8 protein-coding genes are annotated in these 17,336 nt (G+C 39.2%); 6 read left to right on the top strand and 2 right to left on the bottom strand.

The window, feature by feature from the left end:
• The first annotated feature begins 34 nt into the window (after window positions 1-34).
• The 6 genes from CXF85_RS02355 to CXF85_RS02330 all read left to right on the top strand — a co-directional run bounded on the left by CXF85_RS02355 (window position 35) and on the right by CXF85_RS02330 (window position 15,226).
• On the top strand, window positions 35-1,015 hold the full coding sequence (locus CXF85_RS02355; protein WP_101226926.1) for a transposase: 981 nt from the start codon (window positions 35-37) through the stop codon (window positions 1,013-1,015).
• 737 nt (window positions 1,016-1,752) lie between these two features.
• Window positions 1,753-3,927, top strand: a complete 2,175-nt coding sequence (locus CXF85_RS02350; protein WP_101226925.1) for a sensor domain-containing protein — start codon at window positions 1,753-1,755, stop codon at window positions 3,925-3,927.
• A 646-nt stretch (window positions 3,928-4,573) separates the two neighbouring features.
• Window positions 4,574-5,761 carry an MFS transporter gene (locus tag CXF85_RS02345; RefSeq protein ID WP_101226924.1) on the top strand — a complete coding sequence of 396 codons (1,188 nt, stop codon included), beginning with the start codon at window positions 4,574-4,576 and terminating at the stop codon, window positions 5,759-5,761.
• 761 nt (window positions 5,762-6,522) lie between these two features.
• Window positions 6,523-9,540, top strand: a complete 3,018-nt coding sequence (locus tag CXF85_RS02340) for a TonB-dependent receptor (RefSeq protein ID WP_101226923.1) — start codon at window positions 6,523-6,525, stop codon at window positions 9,538-9,540.
• Between the two features lie 233 nt (window positions 9,541-9,773).
• Entirely contained in the window at window positions 9,774-14,057 is a 4,284-nt protein-coding gene (locus CXF85_RS02335; RefSeq protein ID WP_101226922.1) for an alpha-1,6-glucosidase domain-containing protein, read from the top strand.
• A gap of 335 nt (window positions 14,058-14,392) precedes the next feature.
• The gene (locus tag CXF85_RS02330) at window positions 14,393-15,226 is read left to right on the top strand and encodes a phytanoyl-CoA dioxygenase family protein (RefSeq protein ID WP_101226921.1); all 834 of its coding nucleotides are present in this window, start codon (window positions 14,393-14,395) and stop codon (window positions 15,224-15,226) included.
• Window positions 15,227-15,291: 65 nt separating this feature from the next.
• Here CXF85_RS02330 and CXF85_RS02325 read toward each other — a convergent pair whose 3' ends face one another.
• Entirely contained in the window at window positions 15,292-16,515 is a 1,224-nt protein-coding gene (locus CXF85_RS02325) for an aromatic amino acid transport family protein (protein WP_101226920.1), read from the bottom strand.
• Between the two features lie 210 nt (window positions 16,516-16,725).
• Entirely contained in the window at window positions 16,726-17,319 is a 594-nt protein-coding gene (locus tag CXF85_RS02320) for a carboxymuconolactone decarboxylase family protein (RefSeq protein ID WP_101226919.1), read from the bottom strand.
• Between the last annotated feature and the right edge of the window lie 17 nt (window positions 17,320-17,336).

The raw sequence follows: 17,336 nt of genomic DNA, 5'->3' as shown, positions 1-17,336 counted from the left end.
AGGTTAATTTACCTTTGTTAAGTTGGTGATTGAAATGCCTAAGCCTCGTTCACAACAAATAAGTTTATTAGATACCCCGTATTATCACATTTGCAGTCGTACGGTACGAAAGGCTTTTTTATGTGGAATAGATAAGGAAACGGGTGTCAGTTTTGAACATAGACGGACATGGATTGAAAAGAGACTATTTCAATTAGCACAAGTATTTGCTATCAATATTTGTGCCCATGCTGTGATGCATAATCATTTACATATCGTGCTACATGTTGATACTGACCAAGTAAAGAGTTGGTCTACTGATGAAGTACTTAGGCGTTGGCATCAGTTATTCAAAGGCACCTATCTCACGCGGCAATATCAACATAAACAACCGCTTGATAAATTTCAACTTGCGATGGTTGAAAGTACTGCCGAGATTTATAAAAAACGTTTAATCGATATCAGTTGGTTTATGCGCTCATTGAATGAGCCGATAGCCCGACAAGCTAATCGAGAAGACCAATGTACGGGACATTTTTGGGAAGGGCGCTTTAAATCACAAGCACTGCTTGATGAGGGCGCTTTACTGTCGTGCATGGCTTATGTTGACTTAAACCCAGTACGCGCAGGCATTGCGCCCACACCAGAGCAGTCAGACTTCACCAGTATTCAATTACGGATACAAGCAGCGATAAAAGGCGAACAACCTACAGGGTTATTACCTTTTACTGGTAACGAACACCAACATAAACTCACAGGTATTCGTTTTAGCTTACTAGATTACTTAACACTGGTTGATGAAACAGGCCGCATCTTGCGTGATGATAAACGTGGTGCTATCACCAGTAAAACAGCAAATATTCTAGCTAGGCTTCACATCAATGATGAAAGCTGGTTAAAACTCACTACAGATTTTGAAAGTATCTTCACAGGTGCTGTTGGCACGGCCGAACATTTATGTGAATTTAGCGAGCATGTTGGTTTGCAACGAGCACACGGGATAACTAATGCTCAGCTCTGCTTGAATAGCGCATAAGTACTTTTATTAATAAGACGTAAACTAATGCTATTTTAAAGTGGTCGATTTATCTCGGCTAAAATTCGATGTATTGAGAAAATAGTTGTGATAATACCTAAATAGAAGCGACTTACTTTATTAATCAATATTTTAATAAGCTAAAAAGGTAGCAACTGGCTTGTCATTATTACTTGTAGTTATCATGGGTGGCATAGTTAATAGCGAGCATGTTGGTTTGCAACGAGCACACGGGATAACTAATGCTCAGCTCTGCTTGAATAGCGCATAAGTACTTTTATTAATAAGACGTAAACTAATGCTATTTTAAAGTGGTCGATTTATCTCGGCTAAAATTCGATGTATTGAGAAAATAGTTGTGATAATACCTAAATAGAAGCGACTTACTTTATTAATCAATATTTTAATAAGCTAAAAAGGCAGCAACTGGCTTGTCATTATTACTTGTAGCTATCATGGGTGGCATAGTTAATAGTTAATAGTTAATATTAGTTATCATGGGTGGCATAGTTAATAACGTTGTTGGAACATATTTTCTAATGAGACAAGTTATAGTTACCTCATTGAACGAGGGCAGATTAACTAAGGCAAACTTTTCAATTTCATACCTTAATATCTGCCTTCTTAGCTTTTGAGCTTAATTAGTCATATTTTTGATAAGGATGTCTATAGTTAAAGAGTGAAACGTTTCAATGATCTTAATTAACTTTAACCATAAATTACACTAGGAAAGTCGTTTGATATTCAAAGGCTCACAAGATAAGAATCAACAAGATAATAATAGCGAACCTTTAGAACTTGTTATTAATGCAACAGGTGTGGGCATATGGGATTGGCAGGTTCAAACAGGAGAATTAACATTCAATGAGCGCTGGGCTGAGATTATTGGTTATAGCGTTAATGAATTACAACCCATTCAATTTGATACTTGGTCAACTAATCTGCACCCTGATGACTTAATAAAAGCCAAAAACTTACTAGCGCAGCATTTTAAAGAAGAGTTAGAACTTTATCAGGTTGAAGCTCGCATGATGCATAAATCTGGGCACTATGTTTGGGTACAGGCCTCAGGAAAAGTAGTCGAGCGAGATGATGTAGGTAATCCAATACGCATGATTGGAACGCACTTAGATATTACTGAACGAAAAAATAATGAAGAGCGGATGATTGTTGCCAGTCAATTGTTAAACGAATCACAACAAGTGGGTAAGTTAGGCGGGTGGAAGTTAGATCTTAAAACAGGTGATTTGTTTTGGACAGATGAAACCTACCGTATACATGATACTTCGCCAGAAGAATTTAATCCTACAGTAGATGCAGGTGTTGGTTATTTTTTACCTGAATCTAAAGATATAATTTCCACTGCACTGGATAAGGCCGTTAATAATGGCATAGGTTATGATCTTGAGTTAGAAACTTATACCACCAAGGGGAAAAAAATAGACATAAGAACCACTTGCACCGTTACCCTCGAAGCAGGAATTCCTATTCGCCTAGCCGGTATTTTTCAAGATATTAGTGAGCAGAAAGCGAACCAAAGGAAACTAGAAAAAAGTAACCTTGATTTGGCAGATGCAAACACAGCGTTAAAACTTTCAGCACACTACGATCAATTGACCGGATTGCCGAATAGAAATTTATTAGCAGACAGAATTGAACAGGCAGTAACAAAAAGTACACGTAATGAAAAGTTTGTGGCAATTGCGTTTATTGATTTAGATGGATTTAAAGAAGTTAATGACAGTCATGGACACGATGTTGGTGACGAATTATTGAAAAAAGTGGCTAACCAATTAAAACATGCGCTTAGAGAGGGAGATACTTTATCGCGTTTTGGCGGTGATGAATTTGTCGCCGTAATTGACGATCTGTCTGATCCTTCCGAATGTAATGAAGTTTTGTCACGTATGCTTGAATCAGTTTCTGTTACGCTTAGAGTTAACAAAAAGTTGTTGAAAATTACTGCCAGTATAGGTGTTACATTTTATCCGCTTGATAATGCTAGCCCAGACCAGTTATTAAGGCATGCAGATCAAGCTATGTATATAGCAAAGCAAAAAGGCAAAAATCGAAGTTATACTTTTGATATAGAAAAAGATGAGGCGGTTAAACACCGTAATGTGGAGCTAAAAAGAATAGCTCAAGCGTTAAAAGACGATGAGTTTTTACTTTATTATCAACCTAAAGTGGACCTTAGAACGAATGAATTAGTTGGTGTTGAGGCGTTAATTCGTTGGAATCATCCAGAGAGAGGAATACTTGCACCTGCACTGTTTTTACCCGCGGTTGAGCATGACTTATTAGATATTGAAATAGGAAGGTGGGTTATAAAAACAGCCTTGCAACAATCACATCATTGGCAGTTATTAGGGGCTAATATTCCAATCAGTGTAAATATCAGTCCGCTGCATCTACAGCATGCTGCATTCGTTAGTGATTTGAAGGAGATGATTGATCAGTATCCTGATTTTAAAGCTGAAAGTCTTGATTTTGAAATTTTAGAAAGTAGTGCACTCAAAGACATTGAATTAGTATCAAGTGTGATGAATGCTTGTAGTCAATTAGGAGTAAGCTTTTCAATTGATGATTTTGGTACAGGTTATTCATCATTAACGTATTTAAAGCGTTTACCCGCTAAATATTTAAAAATAGATCAATCGTTCATTAAAGACATGTTGATGGATACCGATGACAAAGCGATTATTCAAGGTATCATTGAATTAGCTAAGGTCTTTAATCTTAAAGTAATTGCCGAAGGGGTAGAAACACCCCAACATGGAGCGCTATTACTATCTTTGGGTAGTTACATCGCACAAGGGTATGGCATCGCTAAGCCCATGCCTGCAAGCGATATATTAATCTGGTTAGTTAAGTGGAAACAAAGCCCTTGTTTAGTTGATGGACGTATTTAATTATTTGTTTCGATTGAATTACCTACATCTTCTTTGTGCTTAATAACTGCCTTTAAAGTTAATAACCTTTAGTCGCTTTGATGTAATGTCTCTATGACCGCTGTGATGGCGAAGCGGTCTATTTATTGTGACAAATACGTATCTAAATTAGGTCAGCAATGTGGTATTAGTGAGCTTTAGATAGTTATTTTAATCGCCATCAAATCTTCAGCTGATAAGCTATTCTTATTGCCTTGAGTTCAAGTGGTGAATGCAACGCTATCTTTAAAGTAAAGGGCGTAGCCATGAAAAGAAGACCTCGTATATTTATACTGCTCAACAAAAAGTTCAAGGCTTTATTAATACGGCTGAATTTTTAGCTGTTATTACTAAAGCGGAAGCCATTAATTTAATGGATGATGCCCATTTTAGCGTTTTTGGTGTAACCAATGATCAACGCAAGGCACGTAAAGCTGCGTGTACTTCCCTGAAAGCCGCAGTAAACAATTACAGTGAGAATAGTTTTTTTGAGATACCCGCTATTGAAAGGGTGGTGAAAAGGTAATTATTGTTATCGGTTTTCATTGTTAATCTTGTATCCTTAACTTGGTATCAGTTGTAAAATAGCCTTTGTTATCGAACGCCACCTTCTAAGTGTCATCTCATCATGATTGAAATAAAAACAGCCGCTTATCACCGTGCTAGCTTTGCCTTAGCATTAGGCTCTTTCCTCGTATTTTGTAATCTGTACATGTTCCAACCTATTCTGCCATTAATGGCTGAAAAATTTAACGCCAGTGCGATTGAAGTGAATTGGTTGCTTGCGTCATCCACGTTAACGTTAGCACTGACATTGGTTCCGTGGGCGGTCTGTTCAGAAATTATTGGCCGTCGTAAAGTGATGATGATAAGTCTATTCTTATTGCCGTTTACGGGCATGGCAATGTTACTAACAGACTCCTTGATGATGTTAACGATAACGCGCGGGGTAATGGGTATTTCTCTTGCGGGATTTGCCGCCGTTGCTGTTGCATATATGGCTGAAGAGTTCACCCCAAAAGCGTTTATGATTGCCGTAGGTGGTTATATTAGTGCGAATTCATTAGGGGGGATTTCTGGGCGTTTATACGGCGGTTTTGTTACCGAATATTGGGGCTTGAATATAGCCGTTATTGGTATGGCTATTCTCAGTTTATTTGGCGCTATTTTAGTTAGTCGACTGTTACCCAAGCAACAACATTTTACCCCACAAAAAGGTCAATTTCGTAATCATAATAAAAGGGTGGTTGGTCACTTAAAACAGCGTGAGTTATGGTTAGCTATGCTTATTGGCGGTTTAAATTTTGCGTTGATCGTTAATCTGTATACCGTGATGGGATTTCGTCTTATCGCGCCACCTTATTCACTATCTATCAGCTTAACGTCGATGATTTTTTTGTGTTATCTCAGCGGTACCATTACGGCAAAACTCAGTGGTAAGTGGAGCCAATTGTATAGTCCAATTAAAGGCATGGTCTTAGGCACAACGGTAAGTGCAATGGGTATGTGGGTCGCTGCTTATGATTCATTATACGCGATGCTTATTGGTCTATTACTAATTGGCTCTGGCGCTTTTTTCACTCATTCACTTGCGTATGCATGGGTAAGTCAAAAGGCTAAAACAGCCAAAGCAACCGCTACGGCGTTATACCTTGTACACTATTATGTTGGCGGTAGTTTAGGTGGTTTTTACTTAATTGCCTGTTGGCAATATGGCGCATGGAACGGCGTGCTTGCTGGCGGCATGATATTGTATGGTTTAATTTATTTATTGTGCTGGCGCTTACAGGGCTATAATTCTTCGCCATTAAAGTAAAAGACAATGGATCTTCGACAAGATACTTCGAAGATGACGGACTTTAAGTGAATGGATCTGCGACAAGACACTTCGAAGATGACGGGCTTTAAGTGAATGGATCTGCGACAAGACACTTCGAAGATGACGGGCTTTAAGTGAATGGATCTTCGATAAGACACTTCGAAGATGACGGACTTTAGGGAATGGATCTTCGACAAGACACTTCGAAGATGACGGACTTAAAGGGAATGGATCTTCGACAAGACACTTCGAAGATGACGGGCTTAAAGGGAATGGATCTTCGATAAGACACTTCGAAGATGACGGACTTTAAGGGAATGAATCTGCGACAAGACATTTCGAAGATGACGGACTTTAAGGGAATGGATCTTCGACAAGATACTTCGAAGATGACGGACTTAATCCCAACCTGAATTTATCTTTACTATCGCGTGTTAATAATTATCCCTATATTTTGCATACGTATTCAAACGTAATCAATTGGTCGTATTTTGTAACTTTCCCGTGACAATTTATCGATATGAATAATCCTCTAAAACTTCGTGATTAATAGGCTGCAGGCTTATTTTTGAGCATTAACTTGTCACTTTATCTACATTTTATTAATAATCGTGTGCTTTTTGCCTATTTTTGAATACGTATGCAAAGCATATCTAAAGAAAAATTCGCCCTTTATATTGTGAAAATAAATATAAAACGAAGTCAGTTAGAAAACTGACAATAATAATATTTCATGGATGAATATGAGGGGAAAATTTATGCGTACATTTAAACCGAGTAAGCTTTCAATAGCCTTGCTTTCCTGTGGTTTTATGGTGTCTTCTGGGGGACTTTATGCTCAAGAAGCGTTGGAGTCTACACCAGAGTCTGCCGCGATAAAAAAGGAAGCAGAGAAAGAAAGTACAGCAATTGAAGTGATTGAAGTGACTGGTTTTAGACGTTCACTGATTAAGTCTATTAATCAGAAACGTTTTGCCGATACGGTATCAGAGCAAATAACCGCTGATGATCTCGGTGCACTACCTGACGTTTCAATGGCTGACGCTTTAACGCGCTTACCAGGTATATCTGCCGTAAGAACAGGTGGGCAAGCCGCTGAAATTAATATTCGTGGTATGTCTGGCGGTTTTGTATCCACTACATTAAATGGTCGCGAGCAAGTATCAACCAGCGGGCAGCGTAGTGTTGAATTTGACCAATACCCCTCAGAACTGATTTCACAAGCCTCAGTATTTAAATCACCAAAAGTATCACTTATTGAAGGTGGCGTAGCAGGTACGGTTGAATTAAAAACAGCCAGTCCGTTGAAAAATTCAGAACAGCATTCGTTCAATGTAAATGCCCGTGGCATGTATAACGATTTAGCCAGTGATGTGCCTGATGCTACTTCAACAGGCCATCGTTTTAGTGTTTCATACCAAGGTAAGTTTGCTGATGATACCTTTGGTGTTGCACTTGGATATGCGCGCTTATTTCAACCTACTGCGACTACACAGTTTGTTGGCCTTAACTACAGTAAATTAAGAGATGTAGACGGATTAACTGACGATACCAATGGACCAACCAAAGAAGAGGGTATTCACCTCGCTAAAGAATATGTTGGTGAAGGTTTTGAGCTACAACACAAAGGTGGTGAAGAAACCCGTGATGGTTTTGTTGCTACCCTTGAATGGCAACCCGTTGAAAATTTCACCCTCAAGTTTGATAGCTTTTATTCTAAGTTTGATTCAGAAGAATTCGCCCGTGGTTATCGAGTAAAATTTGATGGCAGCCAAGCGGCGATTGGTAATGCGACTATTATCGACAACTCGGTAGTAGGCGGTACGTTTAATCGAACTTCTAACAGTTCAACACGTGTTGAAGTTGTTAATGATGACAATAGTGATTCTGATGAAGTACAAAGTTTTGGCTTAAATGCTGATTGGCAAATCACTGACAACTTTAATATGGCGGTAGATTTATCGTATTCATCTGCGACAAGTGATTTTAGAAACGGTTTAATTTGGTCGTTAGTTGCTGATGACGCGAATGCGGCAATGCCAGAGTTTGATAATAATGTATCAATTAACTACTTATTAAATGGCTTAGATTTACCCGATGTTAGCTTAAATCAAGCAGATGCGTTAACTGATTTAAACCGTGTCATGGTAACAAAATACGGTATTTATCCTTATGTGAATTCGGATGAAGTTATTGCTGCTCGAGTTGATTTTGAGTACACCCTTGATACTGATTACATTTCATCGGTAGAGGTTGGTGCGCGTTATTCTGAAAGAGAATACAGCAACGACCGTTCAGTTTTTGAATTTGGTAGCGACAGTGGTTTTAATTCAAAAGAAATGCCGTTAAAAATCACTGACGATATGGCAACAGTCGTTGACTGGAAGGGTGATTTCTCTGCTTATCCAAGCTATTTATCGCTTGATCAAGACAAAGTGCTTAATGCGTGGTTTCCTGAAGGCGTACCTCAACCTGTTCAAACGTGGGGCAGTACTGCCAGTGGCGTTATCAATGGTGATCCACTAGGTAAGGATACTGCTTGGACCATGAAAGAAAGTGGGCAGGTATTTGAAGATATTTTCGCGGCTTATGTCATGGCAAATATTGACATGGAAATTGGCAATGTTCCGGTAACAGGTAACTTTGGTGTTCGCATTGTGAGAACCAAGCAAGCGTCAACTTCGTTACAAGATGTTGGTGAAACTGCGGTAAAAGATGCTTACGGACAAGATACTGTTGATGAAGATGGCAATGTTATTGTTCGAGCAAATTCCGAATTAGGCGCACAGTTTATTACTGATGACGCTGGGCTAGTTAATCAAAAGTATGCACCGGGTATTATCACTAATACTTACACTGATTACTTGCCTCAAATGAATTTAAACTTTCATATAACCCCAGATGACCAAATACGTTTTGCTGCGGCTAAAGTGATGAGTCGTCCTAATATTGACCGACTAGCTTCCAACAGTAGTGTGAATATTAATACGGTGACAACTGACAGTGGTACGTATGCTGAAATCAGTGGTAACGCTAAAAACAGTCCTAATTTAAAGCCGTTTTATGCTAATCAATATGACCTTTCTTATGAGCGATACTTTACCGAATCTGATGGTAACTTTGTTTTTGCGCTTTTCTATAAAGACATAGAATCGGCAGGTATTGTTACGCAAACCATCAGTGAATATGACTTTGAGGGTAATGGTTTAATCGTACCTGACGAATATATTGACCCATTAAGCGGTGTGCCATTAGAAATTCGTAACGGTAATTTTGAAACGGCGTTCAACGATGATAAAGGCGGTTATATAAAAGGGCTTGAAGTAAGTTACACCCAAGTTTTTTCATTCTTACCTGATTTCTGGTCTGGCTTAGGTCTTACGACAAGTTACTCACATACCAAAAGTGAAATTCAACAAATTTCACAATTAGGACAGCAAGATTTACCTATTTCATTGCCGGGCTTATCTGAAAATGTTTTACAAACCACGCTTTTTTGGGGCTATCAAGGTTTTGAAACACGTATCAGTGCGCGTTATAGAGATGAGTTTGTGTCAGAGCAAGTTGCTGTAGAAGCACAAACTGTTAATTACGATGACGAATTGGTGATTGATTACCAGGCTTCTTATCAAGTTACTGAGAATTTAGGCATGGTTTTTCAGGTGAACAACTTAACCGACGAACCGACTAAAAGTTACTTTGGCGTTCAAAGCCAAACAGGCACCATTCAGTACTTTGGTCGTCAATTCTTTTTAGGTATGACCTACGCGTTATAGCGCCAGTTAGAGTGAGTTATTAACCAGAAGTTATTAGCCAGAATTTACGAGTCAGGAGTTATTAAAAATGAATAAAATTAACTATTCACATAAAAAGAATCTAATAATTTCCGTTTTCATTGCGGAGTTCATTGCGGAGTTCTTTTCGGTATTCATTTCGGTGAAGGGTCCGGTAATAAATCGGGTACTAATTTCTGCATTAACTCGCCAATTATATATTTGGAGTAAAAGTTATGTTTAGTCAAAAATCGGTGTTAAGAATTGTCGTCTTAGCATCTGTATCAATAGTACTTGTCGCGTGTGGAGGCTCAGAGTCTACCGAGCCAGGTGAAGTACTCCTTAGTTGTGATGTGCCAATGGTTTCTGATGCTTTGGGCACAAGTTGTGTTGCGCCAGAGCCTATTGAATGTCCTGTGCCAACAGTGCCAGATGCATTAAATGAAAGCTGTGTTGTTGGTATCGACCCAGCGGCACCTCAACCAGTAATTTTTGCTGGCGAAAATCAGGCGTTGTTGTTTTATAACCGTGCAGACGGTGAATACAACGACTACAAAATGCATAATTGGAACAGTGCTGAATGTGACGCTTATGCTGACGATTCATTAGCGCCTTCTTGGGATAATGGCTTAGCACATACCGGTGTTGATCCAGTGTACGGCGCGTATTGGTTAGTAAACCTTAAAGAGGATCACAATGAATGTGGTCATATGATTATTCATAAAGGTACTGATGACGCAGGCAAAGAATTTGGTGGCGGTGACTTTAAAATGCCACTGTTACAAGATGATGAAACATACCAACGTATGAACTTTACCTTTTCAGGTGTCGCGTCTATTTTTGAATACCCGGTTGTTTCATTGGGTAAGCAACCGTTAGCGATAACTGGTTTTGCCGCGCACTGGATTGATAGCAATACCTTTGCCTGGAATGTAAATTTTGAGCAGGTAACCTCGGTAAAATTACACCATTCAGCAACTGCTGATATTGGTGCTAGTGAAGATAATGAAGACGTTATCACTGGAACCGTTGTTGAATTAACAGAAGTTGATTTAACCGACGAACAAAAATCGGCTGCGCCTTTAGTTGCTGACTGGCCTGCATTTACAGCCAGTTGGACTGTTGAAGAAGCAAAAGCCATCACTAAAAACCAATCGGTTCTAGTTGGCTATAACGCAGAAGGCGTAGCGGTTGCTGCGACTTATGTTCAAGCTGATTTAGTACTCGACGATCTTTATACCAACGGCGAAATGGATGCTGATGAAGCAACGTTAGGTGTTGTATACGACAACGGAGCCATTAACGTTTCGGTGTGGTCGCCAACTGCGCAAAACCTTACGCTGAATGTTTACAATACAGCCAAAGAAATGGTTTCAAGTCATGATATGACTGAAGACTCAATGACAGGTATTTGGAGTTATGCTGGTGATGCAAGTCTTGACCGTCAATTTTATCGTTTAGCGTTAACGATTTATCATCCACAAAATAAAGCTATTGAAGAAATTGAAAGCACAGACCCTTATTCGTTAAGTTTATCAACCAATGGTGAGTATTCTCAGTTTGTTAATTTATCTGATGAAGACTTACAGCCTGAAGGCTGGGATGGTCATGTAGTATCAACCATTGAAAACTATGAAGATGCGGTTATTTATGAAGGACATATTCGTGATTTTAGTGCGCTAGATGAAAGTACTTCCGTTGAAAACAGAGGTAAGTTCTTAGCGTTTACTGAAACTGAGTCTGCACCTATGCAGCATTTACAAAAGTTAGTGGCTAACGGTTTAACGCATTTTCATATGCTGCCAGCCAATGACATTGCCACGATTGAGGAAGATGCAGATAAACTTATTGATTTGGATAGTACGGTCTTAGCATTATGTAAATTAAACTTTAAGGCTCCGCCTTGTTATCAAGGAATTGATGATCAAACATTGCGCTCTGTTTTTGAAAGTTATATTCCTTTTTCAAACGAAGCAGCTTTACTCACTGAAGCGATGAATGATCACGATAGCTTTAACTGGGGCTACGATCCTAAACACTTTAATGTGCCTGACGGTAGTTATGCGTCAAACCCAGACGGTGTAAGCCGAATCAAAGAAATGCGCGCAATGATAAAATCGCTGCATGACATTGGTTTGCGAGTGGTGTTAGATGTTGTTTATAACCATACTAATTCTTCTGGTTTATGGGATAACTCGGTACTTGATAAGTTTGTACCAGGCTACTATCACAGCCGTGATGTTACTACTGGCGCCGTTCTAAATGGCACCTGTTGTAGTGATACTGCACTTGAACATCGCATGATGGACAAGTTGATGGTTGACTCGTTAAAGCAGTGGACACAGCAATACCAGTTCGACGGATTCCGTTTCGATATTATGAGCCAAGGCTCTAAAGCGCAGATGTTAGCTGCGCGTGATGCTATTCAAGCGATTGACGCTGACAATCATTTTTATGGTGAAGGCTGGTACAAAGACGCTCGTGGTTTTGAACGTGCAGACCAAGAAAATATGGCAGGTACTGAAATTGCTACTTATAACGATCGACTTCGTGACGGTATTCGTAATGCTACGTTATTTAACAACAAAAGTGATTCAGATTATCCGTTTGAGCAACAAGACATTGTTAAATTTGGTATGGCTGGTACGTTAACTGATTATGTATTGAAAACGTTTAAGGGGACTGACGTACTCGGTAGCGCATCGGGTATGTATGCTAAAGACCCTGCAGATATTATTAACTATGTTTCAAAACATGATAACGAAACTTTATGGGACAACTTACAATTTAACTTAAGCCCTGAAATGGATAACAGCGAACGTGTTCGCGCACAAAATATTTCTCAAGCAATCGTATTGTTATCGCAAGGTATTCCATTTTTACAAATGGGTGGTGATTTCCTTCGTTCTAAGTCGTTAGACAGAAATACTTATGATGCAGGTGATTGGTATAACCTAGTTGATTTCACTTTTGAGTTAAATAACTGGAATAAAGGTTTACCGCTAGATAAAGGTGGTCGAACTGAGGCTGAATTAGTTAATTTAGCCTCTAGTTCATCAAGCTCTGTTGCACTGACTGATATATTATTTGCATCAAATGTGTTCAATGAATTTTTATCAATTCGTTCAAACAGCCCATTATTTAGGTTAACCACGGCGACAGATATTATTAACCGTGTTGGTTTTCATAATGTTGGCAAAAATCAAACCCAAGGTTTGATTGTGATGAGCATTGATGATGGCACAAACCTGACAGATATTGACCCAAATTACGACGCCGTAGTGGTTGTGGTAAATGGTAGTGATAGTGAGCACACACATACTATCACGTCAGCAAGTGGCTTTACTTTACATCCTTTATTAGCTGCTTCAGTTGATGGCACTGTTGCTAGCGCAAGCTTTGAGCAAGGTACCGGTGAAGGTAGCTTTACGGTTCCAGCGTTAACTACCGCTGTTTTTGTTAAAGTTCAGGGCGAATCACAAGATGTTGGTCTTTCTGCTTATGCGACTGCCGGCGCGCCAGATGTAGTACCTTATGGCGATACTGTGGCTTATGTTCGTGGTGATATGAATGGTTGGAATCCGGATGATGCCTTTAGCTATATTGGCGACGGAATTTACCAAGCTAAAATTACCCTTGCTGCAGGATCTTATGGTTTTAAGGTGGCAGATTTTGATTGGTCATCAAGTATTAACTTAGGTGCTTCAGGCGCTAGTAATGAAGTATTAGAAGATCAAAACTTTAGCTTATTAGCTGGTGGCGACAACTTAAGTATTACTATTGCCCTTGACGGTGTTTACATCTTTACCCTTGATGCCTCTAATACCAGCGCACCTACTTTATTGGTAGAAAATGAAGAACCGTTTGTTGGCATACCGGTATTTATTCGTGGTGACATGAATAGTTGGGGTGAAGATAATCCATTAATTTACGTGGGTGACGGTAAGTATCAAGCCACCATTACTATTAGTGCTTCAACACCTAGCTTTAAAGTAGCCTCAGCTGATTGGACTACGGTAGATATGGGCGCCCCAGCTGATGATATGGAAATTACTGAAGGTGAAAATCAGTTATTGTTATCTGGTAGTGGTGATAACTTCAATATGACTTTTGCTGCAGATGGAGATTACACTTTTGTGTTTGATGCCTCTAATTTAGCTGAACCTACATTAAGTATTTATGCTGCTGAAATGTTTGGCGCTACACCAGTTTATATTCGTGGAAGCATGAATAGTTGGGGTGCTGTTGATACGCTTAGTTATGATGGTTTAAGTAGTTATTCCGTGGAAGTAAACTTAACCGCTGGTGATTATGAGTTTAAAATTGCTGATGGTGATTGGTCAACATTCAATCTAGGTGCGCCGGCGGATGTTGACGTGATTACCCTAGACTCTCCGTTAATTTTACTACAAGGAGGCGGTAATTTGAGTTTTACTATTGTTGATGACGGCGTGTATGTGGTTACCGTTGCAGGGCCTGATCCGACAGCACCAACAATAAACATCAGTAAAAAATTGTAATGGCTACTACCGTAATTAGTAGAAGTTAATCTAATTTACATAAAGCCTACCGTTAAGCGGCGTTAGACGACGTTTAACGAAATTAAAAAGCTCTCTACTTGGTAGAGAGCTTTTTTTATGGGTAAAAATTATTTATTGGCTTACTGACAGCAATGTAATTATTGATTTAGTGCAATGTTTTTATAATCAAACATAGCTGTGTTGTTGCCATGAATAGTTGCGGGCGGTAAAATAAGCGCACGCCCTCAGTGGCGGTAAATACCTGCTTTGTAAACCTAAGCAAGTGTCATTGTTTGTTGTTATTAAGATAGAAAAAGTGGAGTTAATGGGTAGTAATGGTAAGCAATCTAAGTGAACTCAACTGTAGTAAGTTGAATAGTGACCAGTTAAATAGTGGCAAGTTGAATGATGATTACCAGGAGCAAGGTTACTTTGTTATTAGAGACTATTTTACTGAAGCTGAAATTGCATCCCTTAGAGAAGTTGTCTTAAAGTTTCACCAGTTATGGAAAAAAGACAACGCTGAATTCTATAAAGAAGTGGCGTTCAACTCGTCTTTAATTACCGGCAGCGAATACTTAGAATCTGATGACAGGGTAAAGCTTTTTAACTTTATCAGCTCAAAAAAAGTGATGACTATTGTCGACGCCGTGATAAAAAATAACCCTGCGTTTATGAATACCCAATTATTTTTCAACCCTATAAACCCCGAGCTTAAAGATTTTTGGCACCGAGATTGTCAGTATGATCATGACATTGATGTGCAAAAAATAGTGATTCATGAGACACAAGTAGTGCACCTGCGCGTACCTTTATTTGACGAACTCGGTATGGAGTTAGTACCCGGTACACATAAGCGCTGGGACAGTGAAGAAGAATTTAATGTTCGCCAAGAAGAAAAGGGCAGACTCAGTAATGAAAGCCTCTCTACTGGTAAAAAAATTAAGTTAGCGGCGGGCGACTTGTTAGTTTTTTCTGCTGACATGATCCACCGTGGTTTATACGGCATGGACAGGTTAGCGTTAGACATTTTAGTGTTTGATTCAGCTGGCGATTTTGTCGATTATATCGATCCTGATTGTTTGCCAGATAATGCAATGTTAGCTCAAATTGACGAACCTAGATTATTTGCTAAAACCCTTGAGTTAATTTCACAGTCTGAAGGGTAAAATCTAAAAGTAAAAAATTACGTAGCTATTCACAGGACTCAGGTACGTAATTAAATATCTGTAAGTTAGTGTATTACTGGCACCATGCCAAGCATTTGCATAAATTGTGCGCTAATAATAAACACACCTAATACCGCCGCTGTAGATAATGCTACTTTTCCGCCCCTCACTTGATACATCTGAACGCCAGACTGGTGCACAGTATCGAGTGTTTTTCTTCGTTGCTTCCATACCATTAAAACGGGTAAGAATATCGCCAAAATTACCAGTGCGATAGCTGCATATCCCAACGCCATGATAAAACCTTGAGGGTAAAATAACGCGAAACCCAAAGGTGGTGTAAAAGTAACGAATGCGGTAATCAACCTGTCTTTGTTAGAGTCGCCTTTGTTGAGCACGTCACTGAAAAAGTCGAATAAACCTAAACTAACACCCAAAAAAGAAGTCGCCAGTGCTAAGTTAGCAAAAATGGTTAAGGTGTTAGCGATGGCAGAGCTTTGCAGTAAAGACGATAAACTGGCGATAAAACCATCGAGTCCTTGGCTGTCATAAAGGTTTTGCTGACTGATAACCCCTTGGCTAACAATTTGCCAAAATAAATAGATAACTAACGGCATAGACGCGCCAATAATCATCACTTTACGTAGTGATTGGATGTTAACACCCATATATTTCACAATAGAAGGAATAGAGCCATGGAAGCCAAAAGACGTTACTATCACCGGGATAGCTGAGATTATTAGCCCTTGTTGTATTGGCATGTTAAGTAAATATTCGCCTTGAATATGAGGCGTTAATATATAAAACACACTCGTTAATGCAATTATTTTTATAATAAACAAAACCCGGTTAATTTTATCAACGGTACCTGCGCCTAAGGTAATAATAGAGCCAAATAATAGTGCAAAAGCAACGGCGCCAGTTTGTGGCGGAATTTCTACCGTACTCCAGTTAGAAAGCATTAACTGTAATTGACCACCACCACCGGCGATATAGGCGGCGCAAAGAGAATAAAAAAGAAAAATCATAGAAAAATTAGCGATGACCTGACCTTTTTTACCGAGTATATTTTTTGCCAATGTGTTTAATGTGGCGTTAGGTGGTGCGTGCTGATGCAACTCTAACGTGAGCAAGGCGGTATAAGTCATTAAGCACCAAGCAAAGAATAATATGACCATGGCGGTTAAAAAACCTAAGCCAGAAGAGGCGATAGGTAATGCTAACATTCCTGCGCCAATAGTTGTGCCAGCAATGATTAGCATGCTACCGATTGTTTTATTTATTATCACGGTGATGTATCTCTGTACAAAAATTTATGCAGTTAACATAAAAGGAACGATAGGTAATTGGAATGATTTTTCGATAAAAAATTGAAAATACTTGTAGAGGTAAATTTACAGTTATTTATTTGAGTAGTTTTATCGGTAAATATTTATCGATAAAACTACTCAATACATTGTTGTTCTGTCAGTAATTAAGTCAGCGATTCAGTGACCAACTTATACGTGTTTACCGCGTGTCCACGTTGTGTTTTTTTCCAATAGTCGCTCGCCGGCGTCAACTGCACCTGTCTCCATCGTGGTGCCCATGGAATCATTCCAGCGGTTTAGGTAACCAAATAAAGAAATTACACCTAATATTTCAACTATCTCACCTTCATCCCAATATTCATGCAAATTTGCACTAATAATATCATCAACGGCATTAGGAATACTTGACGCGGCAAGCGCAAATTCAAAGGCAGCTTTTTCAGCTTCAGTGTATAAAGTACTTTCTCTAAACGTCCAAATGTTGTCTAAGCGCTCATCGGTGCCGCCATAACGTTCAGCCGCCAAAATGGTATGAGCTTCACAATACCTACAGCCAGTATGTGCACTAGTAATATAACCTATAAGGCGCTTTTGCTCTGCCGTTACGCTACCATCATTAGCCATCACTGCCATGTTTAAATTAATAAAGGCTTTGGCAATTGCTGGTCGGCGTTGCATGGTTAATACACTGTTGGGGCAAAAACCTAATGTTTCATTAAAAAACTTGGCGAGTTCTGCCACTTCTTCATTTTCATCTGTTGCTAACGGCTTTACTAAAGGCATAGGGTGATCCTGCTGGT

The organism is Colwellia sp. 75C3 (assembly GCF_002836255.1).
GTDB lineage: Bacteria > Pseudomonadota > Gammaproteobacteria > Enterobacterales > Alteromonadaceae > Colwellia.
This window is presented reverse-complemented; position numbering and strand designations above follow the sequence as displayed.